At 53.3% G+C, this 26,289-nt stretch carries 29 protein-coding genes; 11 read left to right on the plus strand and 18 right to left on the minus strand.

Going from position 1 to position 26,289, the window contains the following annotated elements; translation table 11 throughout:
* Positions 1-202: 202 nt before the first annotated feature.
* Positions 203-2,290: a hypothetical protein gene (locus tag ACYVBJ_RS09885; protein ID WP_460982137.1), complete on the minus strand. Its 2,088-nt coding sequence runs from the start codon at positions 2,288-2,290 to the stop codon at positions 203-205.
* 567 nt (positions 2,291-2,857) lie between these two features.
* Here ACYVBJ_RS09885 and ACYVBJ_RS09890 point away from each other — a divergent pair.
* On the plus strand, positions 2,858-6,478 hold the full coding sequence (locus tag ACYVBJ_RS09890) for a beta strand repeat-containing protein (protein ID WP_460982138.1): 3,621 nt from the start codon (positions 2,858-2,860) through the stop codon (positions 6,476-6,478).
* A gap of 67 nt (positions 6,479-6,545) precedes the next feature.
* Positions 6,546-9,749, plus strand: a complete 3,204-nt coding sequence (locus ACYVBJ_RS09895; RefSeq protein ID WP_460982139.1) for a cadherin-like beta sandwich domain-containing protein — start codon at positions 6,546-6,548, stop codon at positions 9,747-9,749.
* Between the two features lie 634 nt (positions 9,750-10,383).
* Here the strand turns inward: ACYVBJ_RS09895 and ACYVBJ_RS09900 are convergent.
* From ACYVBJ_RS09900 to ACYVBJ_RS09980, 17 genes are all read right to left on the minus strand, one after another.
* Positions 10,384-10,689, minus strand: coding sequence for a hypothetical protein (locus ACYVBJ_RS09900; protein WP_460982140.1), 306 nt, complete (start codon positions 10,687-10,689; stop codon positions 10,384-10,386).
* A 240-nt stretch (positions 10,690-10,929) separates the two neighbouring features.
* On the minus strand, positions 10,930-11,286 hold the full coding sequence (locus ACYVBJ_RS09905; RefSeq protein ID WP_460982141.1) for a hypothetical protein: 357 nt from the start codon (positions 11,284-11,286) through the stop codon (positions 10,930-10,932).
* 21 nt (positions 11,287-11,307) lie between these two features.
* Positions 11,308-12,588: a Y-family DNA polymerase gene (locus ACYVBJ_RS09910; RefSeq protein WP_460982142.1), complete on the minus strand. Its 1,281-nt coding sequence runs from the start codon at positions 12,586-12,588 to the stop codon at positions 11,308-11,310.
* On the minus strand, positions 12,585-13,067 hold the full coding sequence (locus tag ACYVBJ_RS09915) for a LexA family protein (RefSeq protein ID WP_460982143.1): 483 nt from the start codon (positions 13,065-13,067) through the stop codon (positions 12,585-12,587). The genes ACYVBJ_RS09910 and ACYVBJ_RS09915 overlap by 4 nt, the downstream gene beginning before the upstream one ends.
* Before the next feature lie 250 nt (positions 13,068-13,317).
* On the minus strand, positions 13,318-13,539 hold the full coding sequence (locus tag ACYVBJ_RS09920; RefSeq protein ID WP_460982144.1) for a RepB family protein: 222 nt from the start codon (positions 13,537-13,539) through the stop codon (positions 13,318-13,320).
* Positions 13,532-13,732 carry a hypothetical protein gene (locus ACYVBJ_RS09925; protein ID WP_460982145.1) on the minus strand — a complete coding sequence of 67 codons (201 nt, stop codon included), beginning with the start codon at positions 13,730-13,732 and terminating at the stop codon, positions 13,532-13,534. Before ACYVBJ_RS09925 ends, ACYVBJ_RS09920 begins: the two co-directional genes overlap by 8 nt.
* Positions 13,651-14,337: a hypothetical protein gene (locus tag ACYVBJ_RS09930; protein ID WP_460982146.1), complete on the minus strand. Its 687-nt coding sequence runs from the start codon at positions 14,335-14,337 to the stop codon at positions 13,651-13,653. Before ACYVBJ_RS09930 ends, ACYVBJ_RS09925 begins: the two co-directional genes overlap by 82 nt.
* Positions 14,337-14,639: a hypothetical protein gene (locus ACYVBJ_RS09935; RefSeq protein WP_460982147.1), complete on the minus strand. Its 303-nt coding sequence runs from the start codon at positions 14,637-14,639 to the stop codon at positions 14,337-14,339. The genes ACYVBJ_RS09930 and ACYVBJ_RS09935 overlap by 1 nt, the downstream gene beginning before the upstream one ends.
* Positions 14,640-14,652: 13 nt before the next feature.
* Positions 14,653-14,847 (minus strand): hypothetical protein, encoded by a 195-nt coding sequence (locus tag ACYVBJ_RS09940; RefSeq protein ID WP_460982148.1) that lies wholly within the window; start codon positions 14,845-14,847, stop codon positions 14,653-14,655.
* Positions 14,848-14,851: 4 nt separating this feature from the next.
* Positions 14,852-15,307 (minus strand): hypothetical protein, encoded by a 456-nt coding sequence (locus ACYVBJ_RS09945; RefSeq protein ID WP_460982149.1) that lies wholly within the window; start codon positions 15,305-15,307, stop codon positions 14,852-14,854.
* A 6-nt stretch (positions 15,308-15,313) separates the two neighbouring features.
* A complete protein-coding gene (locus ACYVBJ_RS09950) occupies positions 15,314-15,553 on the minus strand; it encodes a hypothetical protein (RefSeq protein WP_460982150.1) in 240 nt (79 codons plus the stop codon).
* An 8-nt stretch (positions 15,554-15,561) separates the two neighbouring features.
* The gene (locus ACYVBJ_RS09955; RefSeq protein ID WP_460982151.1) at positions 15,562-16,086 is read right to left on the minus strand and encodes an HAD domain-containing protein; all 525 of its coding nucleotides are present in this window, start codon (positions 16,084-16,086) and stop codon (positions 15,562-15,564) included.
* Between the two features lie 2 nt (positions 16,087-16,088).
* Positions 16,089-18,233 (minus strand): phage terminase large subunit, encoded by a 2,145-nt coding sequence (locus ACYVBJ_RS09960; RefSeq protein ID WP_460982152.1) that lies wholly within the window; start codon positions 18,231-18,233, stop codon positions 16,089-16,091.
* Positions 18,208-18,720, minus strand: a complete 513-nt coding sequence (locus ACYVBJ_RS09965; RefSeq protein ID WP_460982153.1) for a hypothetical protein — start codon at positions 18,718-18,720, stop codon at positions 18,208-18,210. The genes ACYVBJ_RS09960 and ACYVBJ_RS09965 overlap by 26 nt, the downstream gene beginning before the upstream one ends.
* A 9-nt stretch (positions 18,721-18,729) precedes the next feature.
* The gene (locus ACYVBJ_RS09970) at positions 18,730-19,764 is read right to left on the minus strand and encodes a DNA cytosine methyltransferase (protein ID WP_460982154.1); all 1,035 of its coding nucleotides are present in this window, start codon (positions 19,762-19,764) and stop codon (positions 18,730-18,732) included.
* The gene (locus ACYVBJ_RS09975; RefSeq protein ID WP_460982155.1) at positions 19,752-20,408 is read right to left on the minus strand and encodes a methyltransferase domain-containing protein; all 657 of its coding nucleotides are present in this window, start codon (positions 20,406-20,408) and stop codon (positions 19,752-19,754) included. The genes ACYVBJ_RS09970 and ACYVBJ_RS09975 overlap by 13 nt, the downstream gene beginning before the upstream one ends.
* Positions 20,398-20,895: a ParB N-terminal domain-containing protein gene (locus ACYVBJ_RS09980; RefSeq protein ID WP_460982156.1), complete on the minus strand. Its 498-nt coding sequence runs from the start codon at positions 20,893-20,895 to the stop codon at positions 20,398-20,400. Before ACYVBJ_RS09980 ends, ACYVBJ_RS09975 begins: the two co-directional genes overlap by 11 nt.
* A gap of 176 nt (positions 20,896-21,071) precedes the next feature.
* Here ACYVBJ_RS09980 and ACYVBJ_RS09985 point away from each other — a divergent pair, with 176 nt between their 5' ends.
* The 9 genes from ACYVBJ_RS09985 to ACYVBJ_RS10025 all read left to right on the plus strand — a co-directional run bounded on the left by ACYVBJ_RS09985 (position 21,072) and on the right by ACYVBJ_RS10025 (position 26,284).
* Complete coding sequence (locus tag ACYVBJ_RS09985; RefSeq protein ID WP_460982157.1) at positions 21,072-21,641, plus strand: hypothetical protein; 570 nt, start codon at positions 21,072-21,074, stop codon at positions 21,639-21,641.
* Between the two features lie 115 nt (positions 21,642-21,756).
* Positions 21,757-22,380, plus strand: a complete 624-nt coding sequence (locus ACYVBJ_RS09990; protein ID WP_460982274.1) for a hypothetical protein — start codon at positions 21,757-21,759, stop codon at positions 22,378-22,380.
* 55 nt (positions 22,381-22,435) lie between these two features.
* Positions 22,436-23,920 (plus strand): DUF4942 domain-containing protein, encoded by a 1,485-nt coding sequence (locus ACYVBJ_RS09995; RefSeq protein WP_460982158.1) that lies wholly within the window; start codon positions 22,436-22,438, stop codon positions 23,918-23,920.
* Positions 23,917-24,168, plus strand: a complete 252-nt coding sequence (locus ACYVBJ_RS10000) for a hypothetical protein (RefSeq protein WP_460982159.1) — start codon at positions 23,917-23,919, stop codon at positions 24,166-24,168. Before ACYVBJ_RS09995 ends, ACYVBJ_RS10000 begins: the two co-directional genes overlap by 4 nt.
* The gene (locus ACYVBJ_RS10005) at positions 24,158-24,343 is read left to right on the plus strand and encodes a hypothetical protein (protein ID WP_460982160.1); all 186 of its coding nucleotides are present in this window, start codon (positions 24,158-24,160) and stop codon (positions 24,341-24,343) included. Before ACYVBJ_RS10000 ends, ACYVBJ_RS10005 begins: the two co-directional genes overlap by 11 nt.
* Before the next feature lie 4 nt (positions 24,344-24,347).
* Positions 24,348-25,397 carry a hypothetical protein gene (locus ACYVBJ_RS10010; protein WP_460982161.1) on the plus strand — a complete coding sequence of 350 codons (1,050 nt, stop codon included), beginning with the start codon at positions 24,348-24,350 and terminating at the stop codon, positions 25,395-25,397.
* Complete coding sequence (locus tag ACYVBJ_RS10015; RefSeq protein ID WP_460982162.1) at positions 25,394-25,537, plus strand: hypothetical protein; 144 nt, start codon at positions 25,394-25,396, stop codon at positions 25,535-25,537. Before ACYVBJ_RS10010 ends, ACYVBJ_RS10015 begins: the two co-directional genes overlap by 4 nt.
* A 41-nt stretch (positions 25,538-25,578) precedes the next feature.
* The gene (locus ACYVBJ_RS10020; RefSeq protein ID WP_460982163.1) at positions 25,579-25,749 is read left to right on the plus strand and encodes a hypothetical protein; all 171 of its coding nucleotides are present in this window, start codon (positions 25,579-25,581) and stop codon (positions 25,747-25,749) included.
* Complete coding sequence (locus ACYVBJ_RS10025; protein ID WP_460982164.1) at positions 25,742-26,284, plus strand: hypothetical protein; 543 nt, start codon at positions 25,742-25,744, stop codon at positions 26,282-26,284. The genes ACYVBJ_RS10020 and ACYVBJ_RS10025 overlap by 8 nt, the downstream gene beginning before the upstream one ends.
* Positions 26,285-26,289 lie beyond the last annotated feature (5 nt).

Raw genomic sequence — 26,289 nt, forward strand, 5'->3', positions numbered from 1 at the left:
GCAGGCCAACGACCAGCATTCGATTGACTGGGACTTGCAGGGGCAATCCAATGGGCTGTATCTGTTGCAGGTGATCAGCGAAGGCGGGGCCGGGCTACCGGCTCAGCGGCAAAGCGTGAAGGTCGTCAAGCCCTAACGGTAGATAAAGAAAGCCCGACCAGGTGAGGGGTCGGGCTTTCTTTGTTTGTAGTCATGAGAAGGTTTAAAAAGCGATGAGCGTCACCCGGCACGTGCGGCCATCGACGTAATCGGGTATTTTGTTGAGGTAGTAGAAGCCGTCGGTAATCGTCAGGGAGCCGACCTGCAACCGGCGCAACCGGATCGGCCGCTCAAAGTCCAGGCCGGCGATGTCTTCGGGAAAGAGCCGCATCGAGATCGTCAGCACCCGCATCCGGCGCAGCACGCGCTGTAAACCCGCGTACGAGCGGTCGATCAGGCACTGCTCACCCCGGCCGCCCGGTACCGGCGAGAACGCCAGACAGAACCGCTCGTCTTGTTGCATGGCTCCCGTAGGTCGCAGGCCGAACCAGCAGGGCCGCAGGTTGACGGTTACGTCGGTGCTGGTCAGCCCATCGGGAGCGAACTTCTTCGAGTTGACCGTTCGAGCTTCGCCAAAAGAGACCAGCAGCAGACGAGGCATTGTTTTTTGCTTCGATACCGTTACGCCCGTACCCGTTCCGGATAGCTCGCGGGTCTTGATCAGCACCGGATTGCCGTAACCGGTCAGGCTCTGCTCAGAACTGGTCGAAGCCGCAAAGGGCATTTCAAACAGCGTCGCGTCGGCATCGAGTACGTTGGCGTTGATTGCAATGATACCATCGCCATACGGTACACTGGTGTTGGTACCGGCGACTGATACGAGTTGATTCTTGGTTTCCTCGATCTCTTTCCAGGTCAAATAGTTCAGCTGGGCGTACGGATCGAGCCGGGGTACCCAGCCCGGTTCCTGGGCAGCATCGACGCGGGTTGACCAATCGACAGCGTTAGCGGTATTGGCGACTATATGGGAGAGGGCCGAGAAGGACACCTGTCGCCGGATCGGGTCCACCACCCACGTACCGCCGAATACGTAGGCCAGCCCCTTGAACAGCGAGAGTCCGGTTATGTCGGGCAGGTTGCGCGATACGCTCCAGGTATCATCTAGCTGGGTCGAGGTGTCGGGGGTGAACGAGACCCGGCAGTTGTCGGGGTTGTTGTAGATGGTAAACGAGAAGGCTCCTAGCGCGGTCTGCCTCCGGGCGATCAAACGAATCCGCAACTGATCGCCTTTCTGACAGGGAACCAGCTCGTCGAGGTTGATCGTCTCAGTGCGCAGGTTGAGGATGTTGTAGCCCGTACCCGAACTCCACTGCTCCTGACCCATGTTCTGGCCGTTTCGCTCGACGATCAGCAGCACCTCGACCGATCCGGTGATGTTGCTGGCTTTAAAGGTCTGGGTCGCCTGCACCCGCACGCGCATGGCCTGATCGCAGACGTAGCTGTAGCTGCCCGTGTTGTAGTTGTGGAGTCTGCCCTGCGAGAGACCCTGCTCGGCATCATTATCGAGACTAAACGGCTGGATGCGATCAATGAAACCCTTGCTATCAAGAGCGCCTTTCTGGACGGATTCGTCGGGGCGTTGCAGACTCACGATGGCCAATCGGTCCTCGCGCCAGGTCTCGTCGTGGGAGGTCGGCTCGTCTTCGACGAACGGGATGACGAGTCGTTTGAAAACTTCATCGTCCGGCAGATTACCCGTCAGGCTGTAGCCTTCCTGCTGAAGTAGCTCACCCACCAGCGTATGCATGAACACGGCAGGCGTCATTGCGTCGAGCGGGAGAAGGTCCTTTTGCAGCAGACCATTGTCGACCAGCGGGTAACACACCCCCGCCCGAGCGTCGGCTAGCCCGTTGATGGTCTCGATACTCCAGCTATGATCGTAAGCCGACAGGTCGGCCGTGCGAATCGAGCGGTCGAGCCGATCGAAGAGATTCCGCTTCTCCTGATACAGCGCCACCTCCCAGCCGCCCTCAAACGAGGATAACTCGCCAACGCCCATGAAAACGGTCTCGCCGTTTTGTACCAGCCGGGCGCGGTGGGTCCGGTACGGATCGGGCGAGGCTGAATCGAGCTGCTCGGCATTAGCCGTCAGCGTACGGATGGCCAGCGAGTCAGGCAGTTGAAACGAATTGGTATGACTCGCCTGAAGCGTCGTTGGCTTGGTCAGATCGTTGCTCTGCAACGTCGTCGCAATGCCATCGGGCGAGCACACCCAGACGTCATCCAGATACAGGCCGTCTTGATGATTCATCTAGCTACAAACGAGGTTTAGATGAGGGTGCGGCTTTTCGTTAGTTTTCGGCTGGGCTTTCTTTTCGGCGTCGAAAATAGCCTGAAAGACTAATTCATCAGTCTCAGTCATAATGATAGTTCTACTGGTGGTATAGAGATACAAGCACAGCGAACCACACGGCGTAAAGCAGTGGCTTAGTCTAGTGTGCAAAAAAGTGATACTTGGATCGCGGCCTAACTATAGGCGGGTACGGTATAGCCCTGTAATTGGACTTGGTAGGGGAGCTGGTTCTTTGTCATGGTGTGGTGGGGATGTATGGTTGGATAAATATAGTGCCGTTTGTCGATAGTTCAAGAACCCATAAAGTGGAGGGTTAGCAGCTGCACGTGATTGAAGCTTGTCCTTTTTGAGCTATTGAGCCCCCTCTCCACTTTCTGTCCGATCATGACTTGGTAAGCAGCGACTTTTGCCCCTTACCGCTTATACTATAAGTAATCTAATTTATTATAAAGATTATACATTTGTTTATATTTTACCTGAAGTACTCTAGTCTGCTGTTTTTAGTAACCTCTTTCTCGTTCGTCTATGCGAAACTTTTTACCTGTCTTCTTCGGGATTATTTTGCTAGGGGTATTGGCCGTACCGGCTCAGGCTCAAACGCCCGCCGTCTCGGGTACACTCTCCGTCTCGCTTACGGGTGATGCCAATAGCAACGGCCAGGTCAACCCGAGTGACCAACTTTCCTACACGGCCGTCATTACCAACACGGGCTCTGGTACGGCTTCGGGCGTCAACCTGAATCTGCCCGCACCCGCCAATACCACCTTAGCCCCCGGTAGTCTGAAAACCTCTCTGCTGGCCAGACCCGATGCGTATACGACGTTAATTACAGGCGCCCTCTCCGCTTCATCCGTACTTAACAACGACTTTGGCTTGCCCTCCAAAACCGTCACCGCTTTCGGCCCTTCGGCCTCCCCGGCCAGCGTAGTGGCCAACGGTTCCAACTCGACTACCACCGAACAGGGCGGCAGCGTGGTGATGAACACCGATGGTACGTTCACCTACACCCCCACGGGTAACTTTGTCGGTTACGACCGGTTTGGTTATACGGCCGCTACCGCTACCCCTCCTTCGGACGCGGCCACCGTGACCATCGGGGTGGGCACCCCGATCACGGCCTTGGCAAACACGTATACTGTCACCGGCAACGTGACCAATACCCAATCCGCAACCGCCACGGGTCTGCTGGGCAACGACACCGGTGATCAGCCAGTGGTTACCGCCATCAACGGCTCAACGGCCAACGTAGGCGTAGCGGTTACCACCGCCCAGAGCGGTACGGTGACAGTAGCCGCCAACGGTACATTTGTTTACAATCCACCAGCGGGTTATACCGGCACCGACAGCTTTACGTACACGGCTAACAATGGACTCAACATTGCCTCTAGTGCGACCGTCACGCTGACCATCCAGGACATGATCTGGTTCGTCCAGAATGGGGCACCAGCCGGTGGGACGGGTACGTTAGCCAGGCCCTTCAACTCGCTTAACGCCTTTCAGGCAGTCAACAATGGCAGTGGTAACAATCCGGCAGCTGGCGATAATATCTTTGTCTACTCGGGCACCTACAGCAGTACAACCGCGCCGTTGATACTGTTAAACAACCAGAAACTGATTGGGCAGGGCGCTACGGCCCCGCTAGCCAATATTGCAGGCATCACTCCTGCACCGGGAAGCGCGGCTTTACCCAGCACGAGTGGGGCGGCCCCTGTGTTGACTAATTCGGCCAGCAGCGTGGTTCAACTGGGCCAGAATAACCTCTTGCGGGGGGTAGCCATCGGTACCAGCTCTGTTGTCTCGCTAACGGGCATAGGTTTCGGTACACTCAACGTAAGTGAAACCTCCATCAGCAACACAGCCTCAGCGTTGGGCTTGAACGGTGGCACGGTGAGTGGCAGTTTTTCGTCCATTACCTCGACAGGGGGCGTTTTTAACATTCAACTCACAGATGTAGGCGGGAATCTGGCTATCAACGGAGGTAGCCTGAGCGGAGCCTCCTCGAACGGTATCCGGGTGGCAGCGGGTACAGTGAGCCTGACCTATGCGGGAAACATGACCTACTCAGTCAACGCGAACATGATAGACATTTCGAGTCACTCGAGTGGCACGCTTATCTTCAGTGGTACGTTGAATGCTACCAATGGCAACGGACTTAACTTCGACAATGCCGATGGTACATACAACTTTACGGGCACTACGACCTTAAGTGGAAGTGGTCCCAGCATTACTTTTAGTAATGGAACAACCGGGACCTTCACGTTTGGTAACAATACGTCAGTCACCCAAACGAGTGGTACGGCGTTTAACTATATAAGTGGTAGTGCGAACATAGTCTATAACGGAACGATTACCACCAGCACAGGTGTGAATGCGCTTCCGGTTCGAATTCAAAATCATGGTGGCGGTACAATAACCTTTCAGACGGGCTCCATTACCTCAACGAGCCAGGGCATAGTGGTTCTGTTTTGCAGTGGAGGTACGATTAATTTCAATAGTCCAACCAAAAGCCTGAATACGGGGGCGAATAATGCGGTTGACCTTAGTCAGTCAAACAGTGGCAGTACGATCAACTTTGGAGGTGGCGGTTTAGCCATTACCACTAGCACTGGTACGGGCTTTTTGGCGACGGGTGGTGGTACCGTCAACGTAACGGGTGCAGGCAACACCATTACGAGTGGTAATGGTACAGCACTGAATGTGGCCAACACCACGATTGGAGCCAGCGGGCTGACGTTCCGAAGCATTTCTGCAAATGGGGGCGCGAATGGAATCGTGCTCAATAACACGGGTACCAGCGGGGGGCTAACCGTTACGGGCGATGGCGGTAACAGTAGCAATGGCTCCGGGGGAACGATTCAGAATACGGCAGGGGCGGATGGATCCGTTGCAGGCAACGGGATTTATTTAACGAATACCCGGAGAGTATCCCTGAACTACATGAGGCTGAGTAACCATCAGAACAATGGCGTGTTTGGTGCAGGGGTAACTAGTCTTACAATAAACAGAACGCGCTTTACGGGCAATAATGGAACCAGTAACAGTGGGCAGTTTAATGAATCAGTCGTTCAGCTGGTCAACACCGGTGGCGACTTGGCCTTTAAAAACTCGTATTTCGCGGGGGGCGCCTTTAATACGATCCGAATTGAAAATATCCAGGGAACCTCGCCTGTGATTAGTTCTTTGCTAGCTGATACCGATACGCTTACCCTCATGCAGGGAAGTCAACAGGATGTGCGCAGTACGGCTCTGTTGGTAAATCTCACGGATGGCTCCCTGACGACGGGGACGATTCAGAACTGCCGGATCGATCAATGGTGGGGAAATGCCATTCATGTGCTCTGTCAAGGCACCAGCTCGGGAACAGTCACCATCCAGAATAATTACTGCGAAAACACCAATCAAGCCTTAGCGGGTGCCGGTGGAATCTGGGTTGCGGGCGGAACGCTAGACTATACCATAGCCAACAATACGGTGCTTAAAACCAATGGGACAGCCATCAGTGCCGACCGATCCAATTTTGGTGGGCTCATGCGGGGCTCAATTACGGGTAATACCATTGGGGCCTCGGGAGTTGCCAACTCGGGTTCAGCTGCGGGGTCCGCTATTTTTGCCAGCCACCATGGCAATCAAACGACGACGACGACGATTAGAAATAATACAATTCGTCAGATCAATGGCACCAGCGCTATTTCGGTTCAGATGGGTGATGATGTTGGTTTTGGCAACAATGGCGGTGGCTTCTTTAATGCGACTATCCAAGACAATAACATTCAGGAAAGTGGAACAACCCCGCTTAATGCGCGTTTCGCTATTTTAGTAACAGTCGGAGCGACTTCAGGAGATCCTCAAAACCCTCTGGATGACGACAAGGGGGTCGGTTGTTTCAACATTTTTGGCAACATAATCACCAACTTCAACGTCACTCAAGATCCGGTCACTCAGAATCGTATCCGGGTGAATCAGCGCTTTAAGACGACGGCGATGTTTCCAGGTTATACGGGCGCTAATAACGACAATGCCGCTTTAAGCACCTACCTGTTGAGCCGAAACACAGCTTCTAATGCGACTAATGCAAACAGTGGTACGGGTGGCATGAGTGGGCCCGGCTTTACCAACACCCCTAACGGAGCACCTTGTTCGCAATAAGCTGTCGTCATCCGTTTAGCGAATATAAAATGAGAACAGGCCATTAATTGACATTCCCCATTGCGCAATGAGAGCTATTCTATTTTCTATAATCCTATTCCTTATCGGCTATCGGGCTTCGGCCCAGCTTAGCCCGCTGGCGATCGGCGAGATTGCCCCCGGTAAAACTCTGGTGGTCACTTACGACGTAACGGTTAACAACCCCACCTCAGCCAGCGTCATTACCAATCAGGGCGTTATCAGTGGAACCAACTTCGCGTCGGTCAGTACCAATACGACCAATACGCCGATTGTTTCCTCAAATGCCAACCTGTCGGTACTGGCTATTAGCCCCGGCACACTAAGTCCCCCCTTTGTTTCCAGCGTCACGGCCTACACCGCGTCGGTACCGAACTCGGCTTCCTCAGTAGCGGTTACGCCCACGGTTGAGCAGGCCAATGCCACCCTAGCCGTCAACGGCACGGCGGTGGCCAGTGGCAGTCCCATTAACGTACCACTAGCTGTCTGCGCCAACGCCATCAGTGTGTCGGTTACGGCCCAGGATGGTACCACCACTAAAGTTTATACCATTACCGTCAATCGGGATGCTCCGCCCGTCAGTCTGACGGCTAGCAGCCCCCTTAGCTGCACGGCTACCATCGTAACGTTGACCGCTACGCCGGGTTTTGCGTCTTATACCTTCGGCGAGGGCGCAACCCAAGGGTCACCCAGCAACACCGCCACCATCAGTACGTCCGGGGTGTATTCAGTGACGGCCATCGCCACCGAGGGTTGTAGCTCCACCGCCACCGTACCGGTGACGGGCAGCACCACCCCCACCTCCCTTAGCCTGACGGCTAGTGGGCCCATTAGCTGCGTTAATCCCACCGTTACGCTGACCGCTACGTCGGGTTTGCTGAGTTATACGTTTAGCGAAGGAGCTTCTCAAGGGTCGCCCATCAATACGGCCGTGGTAAGCGTCTCGGGGGTCTATTCAGTGAGTGCCACCAACGCATCCTATTGCATTTCCACCGCGACCATTACCGTCACCGGCAGTAGCGTCGGCTCGCCCGTTAGCCTGACTAGCAATGGTCCCATCAGCTGTCCTAACCCCACGGTTACCTTGACGGCCACTCCCGGCTTTGTTTCCTACCGCTTCAGTGGTGACGCATCGCAGGCGGGCGGCCTGGAAAGCCATACGGCTACCGTCAGCACGGCCGGGGTGTACTCGGTCACGGCCACCGATGCCAATGCCTGTACCTCTACCAACAGCGTAACGGTGACGGGTAGTAGCGCTTCTACACCGGTCAGTCTGACCGCTAGTGGTCCGATTAGTTGCACCGCCCCTAGCGCTACGTTAACGGCCACTCCCGGCTTTGTGAGCTACGTTTTCAGTGATAATGCTAGTCAACAGGATGGTTCAGGTGGTAATACAGCCACGGTTAATACGGCGGGTACCTATTCGGTGACGGCTACCAATGCGAACGCCTGTTCATCTACTGCGAACGTGGGCATAACGGGCAGCACGACCGCGCCAACGTTGAGCTTAAGTAACGACGGTGCCTTGACCTGTAACCAGACCAGGGTGAATATTACCTTCACCAACACAGGTACGCTGTCCGTAGTCACACCGCCTGGGGCCACCCAGGATATTGTAGGCAATCAGCTTAGGGTAAGCGTACCCGGTACGTATACGTTTACCGCCACGGATCCCGATAATAGCTGCTCGACCACGAAGACCTCCACCGTAGAAAGCAACACCACGGCTCCCCAGAACGTGACCTTAATTAACAATGGCCCCTTAACCTGCTCCCAAACCATGGCGACATTGACCGCATCGAGTAGTTCGACGGGTTCGCTCAGTTACAGTTTTACGGGCTCGAGTCCTATCAGTCAGGATGGAAGCGCAGTAGCTACGGTGACTAATGCGGGTACATACACCGTCACGGTGACGGGCGCCAACGGCTGTTCGGCGACGATGACAACCCTAGTCGAAAGCAATACCACGGCTCCCCAGAACGTCACCCTGGTTAACGACGAGGCTATTACTTGCGCCAAACAGACAGTTCAGCTTACGGCTTCGAGCAGCACAACAGGTATACTGAGCTTTACGTTTGGCGGCCCTCCTTCGAGTTCTATTACGCAAAACGGCAGTTCGGTAGCTACCGCGAACGGCTCCGGTACTTACACGGTGACGGTAACAGGGCCTAATGGCTGCACCGCTACCGCGACTACAATGGTACTGAGCAACACGACGGCTCCCCAGAACGTGACTTTAACCAACAACGGCCCTCTGACCTGCGCTCTGCCTAGCGTCACACTACTGGCCGGCCCATCAACTCAGAGCAACTATGCCTTCTCTGGGCCTGACTTCAGTCAAAGCGGTACCAATGCCACAGCCACTGTTACGACGAGTGGCACCTATTCCGTTATCGTGACAGGAGCTAATGGCTGCACCGCTACCACAACTACGACCGTAGCCGGTAACAGCCAACAACCTACCGTTACGTTGACAAGCAGCGGTCCTTTATCGTTCACGAATTCCATTGTAACCCTAACGGCCTCCTCGACCGGCAATGTTAGCTACTCATTTAGCCAGGGCGCAAGCCAGCAGAACGGTGGCAACACGGCTACGGTCACCACGGCGGGCGTTTACTCAGTAACGGTGGTTCGGCAAGACAACGGCTGTACGGCAACCGCTTCTACCACCGTACTAGGGGGCAACAACCCAACGGTATGTCGGGGTGGAACAGCGGTGATCAACGTAGCCGTAGAAGGTGATCCCATCCGCTACGAGTGGTACAAGAACACGCTGACCAGTCCCAAGCTCATGGAAACCCCGCAACTGTTTCGAGGCACCGCTACGTCTAGCTTAACGTTGATAAACGCGCAGAGCAATACGCAGGGTAACTTCTTCCTCAAGGTCACCGACCGCTCAGGTACCGTGAGAGTCTACGGCCCCTTCCGCTTAACGGTTGACGCTAGCTGTCGGGCTCGGGAAGTAGCTAGTCTGGAAACACTTTTGCAGGTCGAGCTAGCGCCCAACCCCATCCAGCAGGACCGACTGCGGGCAATAGTTCGCGGTGGCGAGGGTCGCTCGTTGCAAGTTGAACTACTTGATCTAAGCGGTAAGCCGATCCGTCAGCAACGCTGGCAGCAGGCAGAACCTCAGCAGGTAATTGACTGGGACATGCAGGGTCAATCCAATGGGCTGTATCTGTTGCAGGTGATCAGCGAAGGCGGGGCCGGGCTACCGGCTCAGCGGCAGAGTGTAAAGGTGGTTAAGCCGTAAGATATCCTTACCTTGACGCCAATCTTTGGCTCCTTAGCCAAATGGTGTGGATAGAAATAAAAAGCCCAGACTACCAGGTTTGGGCTTTTTTGTTAGTCTCATTTTGGTGCTGGTTAAGCCGGAATTGTAGGACGAATCGGCGGCATTCGTGGCCCTCGACTAAGGTATATGGCTAAGGCGACAAGCATTAACCCGACGGCAATGGCAAGTCCACTAAACAATGGCTTGTTGCTGGAGGTGTCTTCGCCGGTGGTAAAATAAGTTATCTCAACAATACTGGCTTTATTAAAGCACGTTTCCTGGTCCGTTCCTCTATTGCAACAGACCATAGTACCCGGCGAATTGTTCCAGCTTTCCGCTAGGTTGCTTGGGGTGCAACCGGTACACTTACACTCTACGGTAGTGCCATTACTGAGTTTAACCTTGAGCGCGAAGCTTTGCAGGCTACTAATCGACAGATAGATAAATACAGCTATTGCAAACGTCTTTTTCATTTCAATCGTATTTAAATGAGGATATTAAACGAATTAACGTATACAATTAAACTGTATGCAAGTATTACTGTGTAACCGGTAAATCACTGATTGGCAGACCTGTAAACAGCCCGACACTAACACCGCCGGGCCTTGTGTTATTATGAGGTGGCTCTTAGTACAGCTACCTCTACCCATTCATCGGGCGCGCCGTTATCCAGCATTACGTAGGTTACTACAAGGGTGGCCTCATTGTTCCCTTCCGGATCGGCTGGGTGGTCAACGACGATAAGTAAGGGCGGTTCAACGACTCGGTAAAGTTTTCGATCACCTTCTATTTCATCATCACCTATTAGGAGTTTGGTTCCTCGCTTGAAGTCGGGCGGCTCGTGCTGGTGAACATCGGGTATTAGTGGAGTTATGGTTGACTGGCCGTCAAGATGGTAAAAGCGAACAATGTATAGCACAATGATAGGAGTTGTTTACCCTTCAATTTAGCCAAAACAGGCCAGTCTGCCAAGTTAAATCAATCGCTTTCCGCTCTTACGAGCTTGAGAATTTCAAAAGCAAAATCTCGGTTCTCTTGCCGACTCTCCCGCACCGTTTAGTCAACAGATCAGTAGGTAGATAAGTCTTTACCTGGTATCACTACGAAACTAAAAAGAACCAGTTGGCATGCCCTTTGGCCTTCTGGCTGGGAGATCTGTTTACACCGGCAGTATAGCGGTCGTTAGATTCTCGTCGCTTATGGGTTCAAAAAATGGCCACAATGGTTCACTTGTCAGGTAGACGATTCGGATCGGCACCTGCATCCCCGGCTTATTCGGATGCTCAATGTGACGCACGAGGGGCAGCATGGCCACGATATACACTTTTGGGTTAGAGTCAATATCCAGAAAGCATAACTCCAATCGAGACTTGTAGCTGTACCGATCGCCGTAAACCGTTTCGTAATCCGCCCAGATGTCCGGCCCCAGTTGAGTCGCCCGCCTGCGATTAATATCCGTGTAGAGCATGAATCGAACCAAGCCCTGCGGTTCCAGAAAGTTAACGTTATCGTTCATTGTCTATATTGTTAGCGTTGTTTACTTGGCTTTAAGAATATCGGCCCACTTTGTCGTATAGCAGGGCGACTTCCATTGCTGCTTCATTTTCCAGTCCGGATCAAAGCCTTGGGCGGCTACCCGGACCCGATCCCGGCCAAATTGGTAGTTCAGCTTATCCATCACCTTACTGAGTTTGGCCAGACGTGGATCAGGCCCATCGGTAAACAGATTACCCTGCCGGACGTTTTCACTCACAAAATCCGTCAGTATTATTCCTACTTTCTGATAGGCATAGCCAAACTTGAAGATGCGCTCCAAAGCCGCTGTGGCGTATTTAGCCAGTTCGGGTGTCGAATTGGTGTGGTGGGGTAGTTCGATGGTCTGGCTGTTGTAGTATTGTTTAGCCAACTCGCCGTTGGGGGATTTACGAAACCGGTTCGTGTGCAGATAAACCGTGATCACTTTGGCGACCGTGTGCTGTCGACGTAACCGTTCGGCAACCCGGGCGGTGTGGGTCACCAATGCCTCCTGAAGCGTCGCTTTATCCGGCACTAAGCGCCCAAACGAAGGCGCTGACGCAAACGACTTCCGAACGGGCGGTTCGCTGTCGATCAGTTTACAGGGCGTACCCAGTAGTTCGTATTTGAGCCGGATGCCGTTTACCGTCAGGTGCGTACCTAACCAGTCGTCGGGCAGATCGGCATATTGTGCGGCTGTTTTGACGTTATTTCGTTTCAACAGGCTCATGTAACGACGGCCGATGCCCCACAATTCGCCGACTTCCAGCTCGTCCAGCGCCTGCCGGATCCGCTCGGTCGTATCCAAGAGCACAACGCCCCCTGAATCAGCCTGCCGCTTGGCAAACCAGTTGGCGACTTTTGTTAAAGTCTTGGTGGGCGCTATGCCGATCGACACCGGAATACCCAGGCCCTGATCGACTTTACCGCGTACCGTATGAGCAAAATGGGTTAAGTCCGGATATAGCCGCTCATAACCGGTCAAATTAAGAAAGGCTTCGTCAATTGAATTTACCTCCACCTCTTCGACGTAGCGACCCAGTAAAGCCATCAACCGGGCGCTTACATCACCGTTGAGGGTATAATTTGAGGAGAATACAGCGATGTTATACGCCTTAATTAACTCCTCCAGTTGAAAGAAAGGTGAACCCATCGTAATGCCGAGCGCCTTGGCTTCGTTGGAGCGGGCCACGACCGAACCGTCGTTATTGGATAAGACAATCACCGGCTTTCCCTCCAGTGACGGATTAAAACTCCGCTCTACGGAACAGTAATAGTTATTGGCATCCACTAAGGCGATCATGGCTCGTGAAGGTGTTTGAACTGAGCTTTCTTGATCCAGAACGTAACCACACCGAACACCTTGAATTTGTCGATCGGCTCGGGCTGAACGTAGATGGGTTGGTAGGCAGGATTGGCCGGACGAAGGATAACCAGCTCACCGGGTTTGTGATAGCGCTTGACGGTAAACTCGTCGTTGAGCCAGGCGACAATAATTCGGCCCTCGTAGCGCTCTTTATCGAACGACCGGTCAACGATCATAATGTCGCCGTCCCAGAGTCCATCCTCGATCATACTATCCCCGATGCACCGGACGAAATACGTCATTTCTGGATGGCTGATACACAGCTCGTTGAGGTCACAGACCTTCTCAATATAGTCTGTAGCCGGGGAGGTAAATCCGGCCGGTACCGGAGACAAAAAGAAAGGGATGTTGTAGCGGGTTGCTACAATGGCTTTTACAAATTTTCGGGGGTTTACTGAATCGCTTTCTACTCGCATACCAGACACGTCAGGTGGCAAGTATACGTATTTGTATTATAATATTTTTGTACGATAGGATATATTTCTATTATATAGCAAAATCTATTTATATATAGTTTTCTTAAATATATAACTATATTTACGTTATCCTAGGACTTCATGTCTGAAGGTTGATTAATGTCAGAAAGCCCAGACTGCTAAGGCTGGGCTTTCTTGTTTGCGCGTGGTACGATAAGCCCGAGAATCCTTCAAACGGCAAAAAGACCTATTAATCGGCCTTCAGTACGTCAGCGATCATACTATTTATGAGCCGGGCGTAGCTAATCCCTTTTTGTTTACAGTACTCCTTAAGCTGGTCTTTCCGCTCCGGAGTGATGAACAGGTTTAGTTGCTTCATGCCCTTCTGTCGACATGGGTGGCACTTGCTTTTATCGGTGGGCATGTTGCTGTTGATTACGGATGGGGGAATGAACGTAGCGAGTTTAACCATTCGGTTTCTGATGAAGCTGGTGAAGTTCCTGTTGATAGCGTCGTTGGTGGTGGAGATAGGCGAGCGTCTGCATGGCATCGTCGAGGGCGAGTTGCAGCGCGGCTTCGTTGGTCAGTCGGCGCTCTTTGGCGATCGTCGCCAGAATGCTGTACTGGGCGTAATCTTCCAGTTCGGGAACCAGCGCCCGAGCCATGTTTTCTTTGGGGTCGGCGTCGGGCTGATGCTGAAACTGGTCTTCCCAGAAGTGCTCGTGCTCTTGTAACTGCGCAAAAAAAAAGCCGACAACGCCAGTGCCCCGGTGCAGGGTAAGCCTTCGATCTGCTCTTTGATCTGCTCGATCTGACTCGTCGCCGTTAGTGGTTTGCCAGTTAGTAACGGATACAGGTAGATCGACAGTAAAGGCAGGGCAATCGTAATGAAGTTGACCACCTGCCCTTCTTCTTCCAGTTCCTCGATCTGCTCATCGACTGACCACTTCTGCAGCAGCGTACAGGCACCTAATTCGCTCGGTGGGGTAACCCCCGCGATGCGCTGGGGAACGGGCAGGTTCTCGAAATCAGGCAAGGTATCCAGAAACGTAAGCCGGGACAGGATTTGCGTCTCCTCGGCGGCTCCCATCTGGTGCAGCGCGTGCAGATCAGACGCGAAGGCTTCGAGTGCCCAGCGAAACAGAAACTGGGTCTCGTCGCCGGTCTCGCGCAGCATCGTGCGGTGCAACGTAGCGAACTGCGCCAGGGTGACCTCTTCCCAGCGAGAGGGAAAGGTCAGGACGATGTTGGGGGCTTTGACGGTGAGCATTAGTCAGCGAGTAATAGAAGGGGGTCGGTATATTCTTGGATTGTCAGTTGCACTTCGTCTTCTTGTGATACAGCCTCAACCTGTATGTCACGGAAAGTAAGAGCCTGCTCAGGGCCAGACCACATGGCAGACGACATCACCTTGCCCTCAAATTGATGATATTGCTTACGCGGTAATCTGTACCGCTTATACTTGGCAGGAGATGCCAGTTCGTGCGGGCTTTGCATTCCCCACAGGTACTTAAGTATCTCATCAATCGGCCAGCCGATAAATTCGTCGGTGCTTACTTTGTAGGTTTTCATGGCGCATAGTTAGTTAATCGGCTCGTACTTGAACAATCATGTTACCCGTTGTCGGATCAGGCCATATATGGATTTCGGGACACTCCAGTTGATGCCGACGAATCACCTGATCCGCTTTGGCCTGAAAGAACGCCTGACTGACGCTTTGTAGCTGTACGCTGGTTACGTCGATGGCATCCCGGAACTGATCGGTCAGGTAGTCCTTCATCTCATCACGAGTTACAACGATGGTCTCGATCAACTTCATGGCGCTCTCGTCTACGTTCGATCTTAGCCAGCTTGCCTAACTTAATTCGTAATTCTTGGGCCTGCGATGGCATAGCTCCACCTACGGATTCGTAATAGCATGGAATCGCATCCCGCATCAAGATCAGCTCATAAGCTGATAAGGTCGGTTGATTTAACCCTCCGCCAAGCTCCTCAATCACTCGCCCTTTGATGTACGATAGCGAGTATTTCCGCTGTTCGTGGCCAGCCAGCAGGCCCATCGTGACGACGTTCACGCCCTCGGCGGCATGGTACCAGTAGATGTACTCAGCGTTCGCATAACGAGGTTCTTTGGGTACGTCGTTGTAAAAGTCGAGCCATGATTGATACGTTGGCGGTAGTAGCTCGCTCATCAGATGATCATCGTACTTTACGTTCTTACAGATTTCCTTACAGCTCATACGCAGTTAGTTTAAACGTAACGGGTTATTAAGTACATAGAACTCGCTTGTATCAGAAGGCGGATATAGTACGTCGCCTTCCGGCCACTCGACAACACCCACCTGAACCAGTAGCTCGCAGGGAGCCGACCAGCCGCAGAAGGCGAACAGCCAGGTAGCAATAGCCTCGCTCTTGGCGAAGCCTTCGGACTGGTGGTAGATCGGGAACCGACCGTCGAATTCGAGAATGATGCTGGTCGTGATCATAGTAGCTATTATTTGATACCTCTAAATTGTCCGTTAGCTTCTCCCGTCAGGATTCTAGTTGCCTTATAAGCTACGTTAGGCGAAATGCCACAGTACCGGTCACAGTGAACGTAGTGGTGTTGCAGTTGGTGTTCGGTCATATCGCTGTCGTCGTCAAGAATCACGTACCGTTCGATTCTGGGATTAACCGCAAGCCAGGCGTCGATTTCCTTTCCCCGTTGACCGTCCCCGATGGGCGTTCGGTCGATTAGCTCACCTTTGAACCCCTGTTCTTCAAGCAGGCTCTGCATGTACTCTTTGCTGTTACTCTTTCGCCAGGACGAGGACAGTACGACCTTAGCATCCGTTTTTTCGATAATTGAGTTGAGCAGGCCCACTGATTTCGGGTCGATCTGCTCCAGATGATATTCACGCCACTCAATGTCTTCGCTCTTCGCCTTTTTACGTAGCTGCTTCTTCTTTTCCTGAATGCTGCTCAGATAGAATAATTCAGAGTTCAGGACACCATCGATATCGAGGAAAATTACGTTCATAGTTACAGTGACATGGGTTTCTTGCCCTGGGGACGGCTGGCCTGCACCGCGCCCTGTGGCTGTTTATAATAGTTGTACACGGCGTAGCGCATCGCATCCATACAATTATGCACGAGTATCCCACCTGCCACAAATTCATGACAGTCAGCTACATGCAAATCGTACACATCATGCTTTCCGAGATTGCCAACGCTCACGCGCTGCACACGACTTGGAACAAGTTGAGGCTTTGGCGAATCGATTAACAACGAAGGTTTTGCCACAAGAGGAACAGCTTCGAGATTCGTTATCGACTCCGGAGTCCCGTCGCCACTTTGCCTTGCATTTGGCAGAACAAAACTCATTTTGATGGCTGGCAGGCTTGAAGGCGACTCCACATTGACGACAGTTTCGCTCAGGCAAGTCTGGATTTCCGAACCCCATGCGTTTGGCGTGCTGACTATGCCACTGTCTGCCTTCTTCGGAAGCGTGCCATTCTTTGGTAAGCGGACGAATGGCATCCATATTTTCTTTAGTACGCACCTTATTTTGTCGATGGTACTCCTTAGCGTGTTCGGAGATGTGCTCACCTCCTTCGCGCAGTTGCAGATTTTCGATCGCGTTGTTGTACGTATTGCCGTCTTTATGATGGATATGATACCCGTCCGGAACCGGTCCGTTATAATACTCCCAAACGTCCCGATGCATGCGCCGATCATGCCTAGAATAATACCGCTCCCCCTCGTAGAGATAGTAGTAGTTTCCGTTAAAGCACTGTTCACCCAAATGGTGTCCCCGATTCCCAAGTCGCTTATTGCCTTCCATCCGTCCTGCGTAAGTAGCTTATGATTTGCAGTACAAGATACCGAAAACTTACCGATGCTACAAGATACTTCGTATAGAAAAACACGCTGATTTCTAGATGTTTGCCATGAACGAAGCACGGGCTTCCAGCCCGCCCGAGTCCAAACCAGATCGCCCGCTTTTATACTAGAAATTGGACGTTTGCCTTCGCTAGTCAAAACGGGCTGGGTCGGCAGAAAACAGTGATCCCCAATACCGATCGGCTCCTCGGCGTTCTCACCGGTGGCCGGGTTCTTCTTATAGCGATAGCCTTTGACCTCGGTAAGCATCTCCTTGCCCGACTCATGAATGAACAGCGGACGACGGCGAATTGCATCGATGCCGGCACGTATCGGCTTATCGGCTTTAATCGCATTGAAGCCCGCGTTTTTTAATTCTTCGATCCGGTCAGGTTCAGCTTCATCGCACCAGATGGTAGCCTCCCGGTCGATGGGTAGCTTCTTCATCTCCTCGATCAGCGCGGTATTGGTCAGCTTGCGTTTATACAGTAGCTGCTTGGCGTAGATTGCCTCATCGAAGAAGGTCGTCTCAATGAGCGCTGAGGGAGCCGAGAACCCGAAGTCCAGCCCGTATGCCTTCTCGCCACGGGTCGGCCATAGATTAGCTTCGAGTACTTTGTAATGCGAATAGATGATGCCGGATACGTTCCCGCGCTGACCCAGGCCGAACACACGCCAGTACTCCTCATCCGCATCGAGCAACAGTTCGATCTCTTCGATGATCGCCGGGGGCAGGTGCGGATTATCCTTGTAGGTGGTAATCAGCATCCGGCAGTCCGAGCGGGGCAATATCTGATCATAGATGTAGCTCTCGGGCTCAGACGGGTTATAGTCGATAATAACTAGCCCTTCGGTTCTAAGCATTAATTGCCGGAACTGATCTAAGGTCAGCTCGTTGGCTTCGTTGATGTAGAGGATATGCCGCTTGCGACCGCGCAGCTTCTGCTGATTGTCGACCGAGAAGAATTCGGTTACGTTGCCGTTGTAATGGTATTCATAGGAGCCTGACGGCTTGGATTCGTTCTGCTCATCATAGAGACCCGCCGACATCATAATGTCTTTAAAGTCACGCAGGGCCGTTGCCCGAAGTGCCGGCATACCCGAACGAACGACCGTAATTAGTAACCCCGAGTAGTAGTAAGCGAGCGAAACCAGAAACTGAAGCGCGGAATACGTTTTACCCGAACGGGCTCCTCCCTGTAGTGCAATGATGCGACAATCCCCCTGATGCTCGCGTAAGAACGTCAGGTTCGGATTCTCTTTGGCCACGGCGGGCTGATCAGTTGCTACTAGGTCGGGCTGCATGAATCCAGGCGGGCAGTTTCTTTTCGTCTACTTGAATCTTCTGCGGTGCATCCAGGCCGAGGATGGCCACGCGTTTCTCAATACAGCGCATGACGCCATCCAGAAAGCGCGGGTTCCCCTGCCGCTCCTCGGTGATGTCGGTCGTATCGAAGTCGCTCACCTGCTGGCGATCCTGCGGCTTGGTCTTATCGACCTTACCGGAATACTTCTTACGTGACTTCTTGACGGGTCGGGTCGAATCCTCCCAGGCTTTCCAGTAGATCGATTCGAGGTGGTCGATCTTCGCCAGCTCCTTCGCCTTGGCTTCGTTAAAGTCAACCAGTGAGGATTCTTTCCAGTCGCTACGAATAGCCTGGAGGTCTTGACTGATCTGCTGCTGACTAACGCCGGTCTCGAGCGCGATCTTCGCCTGAAACCAGCCCTTCAGATACAGGCTGGCAACGGTCGAACGGCGCAGTAAGATTTCATCTTCAGAACTGAACGGCATACAAGAGTGCTATGATACAAGAGTAACGGTGGGTATTTTATCTAAAATCTCGCTCGCAATCGCGCGGCCGATGGCCTCCATCATCTTCGGGGGAACACTTCGACCGATCCCTTCTATCTGTCGGCGTCGATCACCGGTCAACGTATACGTATCAGGGAAGGACTGTAAGCGTTTGGCCTCGGCTACGTATAACTTCCTCGGCTCCGACCAGTGAGTGACGTCATCGAAGGCGTGCGCCGTTAAGGTGTTCGACGGCTTATGCGGATGGAGTTTCTTATGGGAAAACCATTTGTAACCATCCCCCGCCCGCATCGATCCTTTGTCCAGCCCTTCGCCCGGTCGGGTATGCTGGTAGTACTTCAGGTGTAACTCCGACAGGGATACGTCCTCGTTTAGATCAATCGGTGCACCCGCCAGCGCCTGACTTGCCGTAATGAATTTCGGATTCGGTACCGGATACGTCGGCTCCAGACCGCCCGGCGGCCCGGCCAAATCCTCGCGCACGCCCATGAAGATCACCCGCTCTCTAAGCTGGGGTACGCCGTAGTTAGCCGAGTTCATCAGCTTCGCTTTGGTCACGTAGCCACTGGCCCGAAACGCTTTCAGAAACGCATTGAAGTGCCCTTTACTGACGCCTTTGATCAGACCGGATACGTTCTCGGCTACGAATACCTTAGGCCGCATCGCCCGCAGAAAGCGAATAAATTCGTAAAATAGATCATCGGTACGCTGTACGGTATTACCATACCCCTTTACCTTACCCCATCCTTTCGCCACGATCCCGTTCGTTGAGAAGGACGAGCACGGGGGCGAGCCGTCGAGTATATCCAGTTCACTTGGAGCCAGTCCGACCTCGGCTAAGATCGCCAGCGGGTCCAGGTCCCGAATGTTGCCCTGAAAGAGCCGGGTCGTGGGGTGATTGCGCCGGTAGTTCTCGGCCTGGTAGTCGAGAAATTCGACCGACGCCAAGACGTTCAGGCCCGCCTGTTTGTAACCCTGCGACGATCCGCCCAGGCCCGAGAAGGTCGAGATTACTTTATACATAGCCAGGCCTTGAATTGTAAGTACTGCCAGAAGGGATGAATTTTACTGAAGCAGGCGAGCAGGTTCAGATTCTCGGATTCGGTTTGGGGCCGCATGATGCGACGTAAGGAGAGCTGCTTATCGAGTACCTGTTCAGGTGAGAAGTTCTTCAGCTTTAAATCGTAGTAGCTGAACGTATACAGATCCTGAATCAGCCCGTCGTCGATATGGGTCTTTTCCGAAATGATAAAGGCCCCTCCGGGTTCGAGCGCATCGTAGACCTTTCCGATCAGGGCCGCGCGCGCAGCGAGCGGTAAGAACTGAAGCGTGAAGACCGACAGGACCAGCGAAGAAGGTGCCAGCACGAGCCGGTCCGAGGTGAGGTCCACCCGTTGACGTTCGACCCGGTAGTCACAGGCCTTGCCCAGCAAATTCTCCGACGTGTCGATGCCGATCAGCCGCACGCTCGCCGGCACACTCGTCGCGAGTCTGGCCAGCATCAGCCCGGTCGAGCAGCCCAGGTCGTAAACGATCGAGTCGTCCTTGACAAAGTAGGTCGCCATCCTCAGGATCGCTTCACGCAGGTTCGAGTAGGTCGGTATCGACAGATCAATATGATCGTCGAAGTGCTCGATCGTATCGAACGAGAAGTTATCAGTAGGCATAGCCGCAGCTGGGGCAGGTGTGAGTCGTGGGCTGTTCGTCTACCTCTTTCTCCGCTTTGGCCTTCGGGGTGACGAAGCTGTCCAGCCCCCACTCGGGTAGCTCGATGGCAAAGTCATCGGCGAGCTGCCCGATCACTTCGGGGTCGAAGTCGAGGTTCACCCGCCCGACCTGGTTGTCAGCCAACGCCAGCTCGCGCCCCTGCTTACTGTCGATATCCAGATCGGTACGCATCACGGCAATGATCTCGGTACCGTCGGTCTCGATGATGCGCACCTTCTCCATGCCAATAGCGGCCGCTGTCTCGGCGGTCTTGTTGCCGGCAATGATGTTTTTGTTCTTATCGATCAGGATTGACCGACCCGCCCCCAATTCGCGCAGGGACTTCTCCAGCAGGTGACCGCCGTACTCGGTGCCACGATTGGCATTGTGCTGATCTGGAATCAGATCGCTGATGGTAGTAGACATAAAAATTACGGTAGGTATCAATACGAACTAATGTTCGCACTTTCAAAACGATAAAGTACAGATCAATGACGTAAGTATAATATTTACGAACTAGTTTCCCAACTATGCAAAATATAATACGAACTACTATACGAATTTGCTTGCAATTTACGCGAACTATTACGAACTTTACAGAGTCAATATAAAACAGATAAATCATGAACACGAACCAGTTTACCCCCGCCCCCGGTCTGGCTGCGCAGGCTGAACTCGAACTCTCGAACTGGCAACTGATGCTTGAGCGGTTAGAAACCAATCCGGAAGCTACCCTTCCCGACATCGTCTGGGCCAAACGCCAGATCGCCCGGCTGAGGGGTGAGCTTAACAACTACGCCGGTATGAACCTGTACAGTCCGGCTAACCTGCCCGTTCGCGGTGAGGATTCGGCCTTTGTCGTTCTCGAGCACGAAACCGGTCTGACCAAGCGTGAGTATTTCGCGGCTCTGGCACTCCAGGGCTTACTCGCCAGATCGAACGAACTCGATACCGCTGACCAGGCGGTTCGCTTCGCGGACGATCTGATCAAGGCGCTCAACGTATCGGCTCAGCCCGTCATTCCGGCCCGCAAGAAACTAACCGCCCTGGAGCTGCTCGAACTTCAGCTGACCGAATGGCAACAGCTCCATAAGTCGCTCGAAGACGAAGGGCTTTATCCGGATCAGATCGATCACTGCGAGGAGCAAATTGACCGCGTGCAGGCCCAAATCTTCGACCTCAAACACAACTAATGCCCGACGGCCCGGCGGGTTGTCCGGGCCACTTCACTTACTCTCATTTCATTTTACCACTATGGCCAACGCCAGCAAATCAACCGAGATTACTACCACGACCGAGACCGCTCCGATGCAGTCTTACCAGAAGTTGCACGCCCTTACCGGCGAGGTCGTCGATAAGTACAAGTACCTCGAAGGCCACCCGCGCCAGTACCGCTTCGACGCTAAGGAAGGTGTCTTCAACATCAACGGCGATCAGAAGCTGGGCCGGAGTTTTAGCTTTCAGCCGATCGCGTGGCGCATCTTCACCGACAACATCCTCAACATGGGGACTAAGACGTGGGCGGAGCTATTCTTTATCGACGAGAAGAACTGCGTATCCGCAATTCTCTTTCACGGCTATTCGGTTGATAACATTTTCCGGCTCATCGAGCCGCTGTACTACGATGATCTGACGCTGGCTGACGTAGTGATTACGGCGGTTGCGGACCGGAAGGAGAACAACAACATCCAGCCCAAAGGGGTGTATTACATCGCTACGTTCTCGTATAAGATGGGGGATAAGGAGACGACGGCTGCCCTGAAAGCGTACGCCAAGGATCGTCCCATCTTCCGCCAGGAGACGCTCACCGACATCGCCAACATCAAAACAGCGATGAATTACTATAATCCGTTTGCACACGGTAAAGCGGCTGATCTGGGCCTACCTGCTCCCGATGGCATCGATCCTGATTCTGGCGAAGTAACTCAGTAATCACACCTTCTCACTTGGCCGCTGGCGATCGGCGTCAGCGGCCATTATCTAACTGATGCTGAACAATCCCGACTTTTATCCGACTCCCGAAGCGGTCATTCACCAGATGGTCGAGCCGCACCGCGCCGAGTTGAAGGGGCTTCAAATACTGGAGCCATCGGCGGGTTCGGGGGCTATCCTGGATTATCTGACTACGAAGTGGGTCGACGTTCCAAAGAAGAATCTGTACGCCATCGAATCCGATCCGGAACTAACGTATACCCTACAGGGAAAGCAGTACCGGGTTATTGAAAACGATTTCCTGACCTACTCGGGTGACTATAGCTTTGATCTGATCCTGATGAATCCGCCCTTCTCGAACGGCGCCGATCACCTGCTGAAAGCCTGGGAGGTCTTACGCTCTGGTCATATCGTCTGTCTGCTGAATCAGGAAACGATTAACAACCTCTTCAGCCGCAAGCGGCAACTGCTGACCGACATCATCGAGCAGCATGGTTCGGTTAAGCCGCTCGGTCCGGTATTTGCGAACGCAGCCCGGCGCACGAACGTAAACATTGCGCTGGTCCGACTCGAAAAGAAAGCCCCTGATCCACGCTTTGAGCTTGATCTGGATTTCGTTAAAGAGGCCGAAGTTGATTTCAGTCCCGAGATTGCCGGTAACCAGGTTGCCCTCAACGACGTAACCGGCGCGATGCTTCGTCAGTACGAGTTAACCCGGCTGGCCATGGTCGAATTCATCAAGGCCCGTAACGCCCTGCTGTTCTACGGGAACGCATTCCTTAAATCGGGTAAGGGTAATCTGAACATTGGCGATAGTGCCCATGCGGCCTGCAAGGAAGAGAAAACATCGGGGGCGGCCTACAACCGGTTCATTAGTGAGTTGAACGCATCGGCCTGGCGCGGTATCATTTCCAAGATGGAGGTTGAGAAAATCTTCACCCACGGCGTCTACGAGAACCTGGAGAAGTTCCGCCAGTCGCAGGGGTCTATGGCCCTTACCCGCGAGAACATCATCAGCCTGGTGCAGCTGCTGATCATGAACCGGGAGGGCATTATGGACAGCGCGATCGTCGATGTCTTCGATACGTTCACCAAGTATCACAAAGAGAACCGGTGCCACGTCGAAGGCTGGAAAACCAACAGCGCCTGGAAGGTCAACAGGAAAGTTATTCTACCTGGCTTCCTCGACGCTGATCATCGCTGGCAGGATCACTACCGGATTTACTACGATAAGTGGCGTCAGTTCGAAGACATCGACAAGGTCATGTGCTGGCTGTCGGGTAAGGACTACGACGATATGAGCCGACCCGTAAAAGACTACGACTACCGAGTTCGTGAGCATGAGAAGGAATACAAGCTCAAGAGCCTTAAACGGTCGATCGAAACAATTGCAGTTGGCGACAATAGCCTTCACGAATCCGAATTCTTTCTGATTCGATGCTTCAAGAAGGGGACGCTTCACATCACCTTCAAGGAAGAATTTCTTTGGGCCACCTTCAACCAACGCGCCTGTAAGGGCAAGAACTGGCTACCCAAATGAACAAGTGGCTGGAGATAATTGATCACGGCGACGACCCAGGGCGGTATACCATCGTCCGGGGCGACGGGAAGCTGGTCACCTGCAACGAGAACGGCAAAGCGCTGATCCGTCGGACGTGTACCAATCCGTACCGGCTCGTTCACGACCTGATTCGGGAATACGAGAAGCGCAGGTACCCCCGCATCCTGAAGCCCGCCAAAGTCGATGCTCTCCTCAAAAAATTCTCCCTGCTAAACAATGACGACTGAAATCAAGAAAGATGCCCGCGTTCGAGTCGCTGTACATCGCAACGGCTGTCACGTCCGAAACTTCGTCGGCTCCGTGATTGGCTGGACTCCGAACGGGCTGATTAAGGTGCTCGAAGATGGCAAAGACAAGGCCCGCACCTATAGTAGTGATCACGTAAAACTAATCCGCGCTTAACACCATGAATACCGAATTACTCGAAGAAAAAGTACACGACGCTGTTCTGGTTTCCCCTACCGGCCCCAGTCAGACCCCGATTAAGTTCGACGTAACCGCAGCCGCCATCGAGGAGATGAAACAGAAGGCCGCCAGCCTGACCATCGCCGGTCCCGACGATAAGAATGGATATAAAGCGGTCTATGAGTTTCGGCAGGTCGTCAAGAAGCAACGTATTGCCGTCGAGAAGAAAGCCGACGAGTTGAAGGCCCCCCATCTGGCTTACAATAAGCAAGTCAATTCGACCATGAAGCAACTGGTCGAGCCGATGGAAGCGATCGAGAATGACCTGTCGGTACAGGAAAAAGCCTACAATGACGAGCGCGAACGGATCGCCGAAGAAAAGGCACTGGCCGAACGGATTCGTTACAGCGAGCGTACCAAGTTCCTCCAGGAACGCGGCTTTACCTACGACGCCGTGAGCGATTCGTTCGGGTTTGGAGAGACGGTTATTCTGGTGGACGACATCCGCGATCTGTCGGACGAAGACTACGCGCCGACAGTTGAGCTGGTCAATACCGTGTATCAGGCCGAGCAGGATCGACTCGTTCAGATCGAAGCCAACCGTTTAGCCGAAGCGGGGCGGATCGAGGCCGAGCAGCAGCAGGAGCGCGAACGATTAGAGGCTGAGCGCCGGGAGCTGGAAGCGGCTAAGGCTAAACTTCGTGCGGATCAGGCCGAAGCGGACCGGATTATTCGTGAGCAATATGACCGTGAGGTTGCTCAGGAGCAGGAGCGGCTACGCATTGAAGAGGAGGCCCGGTATCAAGCTGAACTGATTCGACAGGAGAAAGAGCAGCAGGAGAGAGACAAAGCGCAACGTAAAGCTGACCGTGAACGTACCAAGCGGCTGGCTCCCGATAAGAAGGCGCTGGTCGCTTACTTCTCGAAAGTAAAGGTAATCGGTCCGGCTGTGACGATGTACCAGCCAGAGACCAGCGACCTATATGATTCGTTCTTCTCGGCGTTCGGTAGCCTGGTGATGGAGCATCTAAAGAAATTGGACGCGATATGAGACAAGCTTTCGTTTGTCTGGCCAGCTTCATGGCTACTTATACCGTGGCCACTATGGTCGGCGTCTGGAACTGCATCGGTCTACTCCTAACGGCACTCGCGATCTATATTCTGATTCAGCATTACCGCAAGAAGTCCTGATGGCTATTAAGAAAGCCGACCGGTTCTCCCTGCCTTACACAATGAGACCCTGCCCTGATGGAATTGTTGCGGAGGTTTGGGAGGCCTTCGTGGAGTGGACAAAGCCGGGCACTCCGGAGCAGACACATCAGCGATGGCTGGCGTACCTGACTGTACATGCGAAGTATTACGATAAGGAAGGTAAACGATTAGATACCCAAACTAATGGCTAAGAAATTCGCTCCCGACTCAAAGCCAGTGCGTTCGTTCGAGATCGACGGCATTGTCTACACCGATGGCGATAAGCTCCAGGTGATCGCGCCCGAACTCGGTGTACTGCCGGTCGTCGTCAAGTTCGAGGACTACAGCAACCATCACATCATGTCGATGGATTTCGGCAATATCCGCACGCCCTTACCGTGCCGGAGCAACAGCCGACCCGACAGCCCGAACGCGACGCTGCACGTGAGCTTTACCCGGATGCCCGCTACGGGTCCGAATAACAGTATCAAGGCTTACGTATCGAACGTGATGCGGCTGGTCTACTTCTGTCTGTGTTCCTCCAGTAAGCACACCGACCTGATCACCTGGGACGTAACCATTGACACGGGAATCATTCGAGCCGAGGGCATTGGCCGCAACACGAACGGGGGTCGCTACAATCACCCGCTCGTCGAGGGCTACCAGCATCTGGAGCCGATCAGCTACGAGCAGCTTAAGGCCGAGCCGATCGAAACCGACAAACACGGTCAATTCAAATTATTTTAACAAGC

The organism is Spirosoma fluminis (assembly GCF_054778895.1).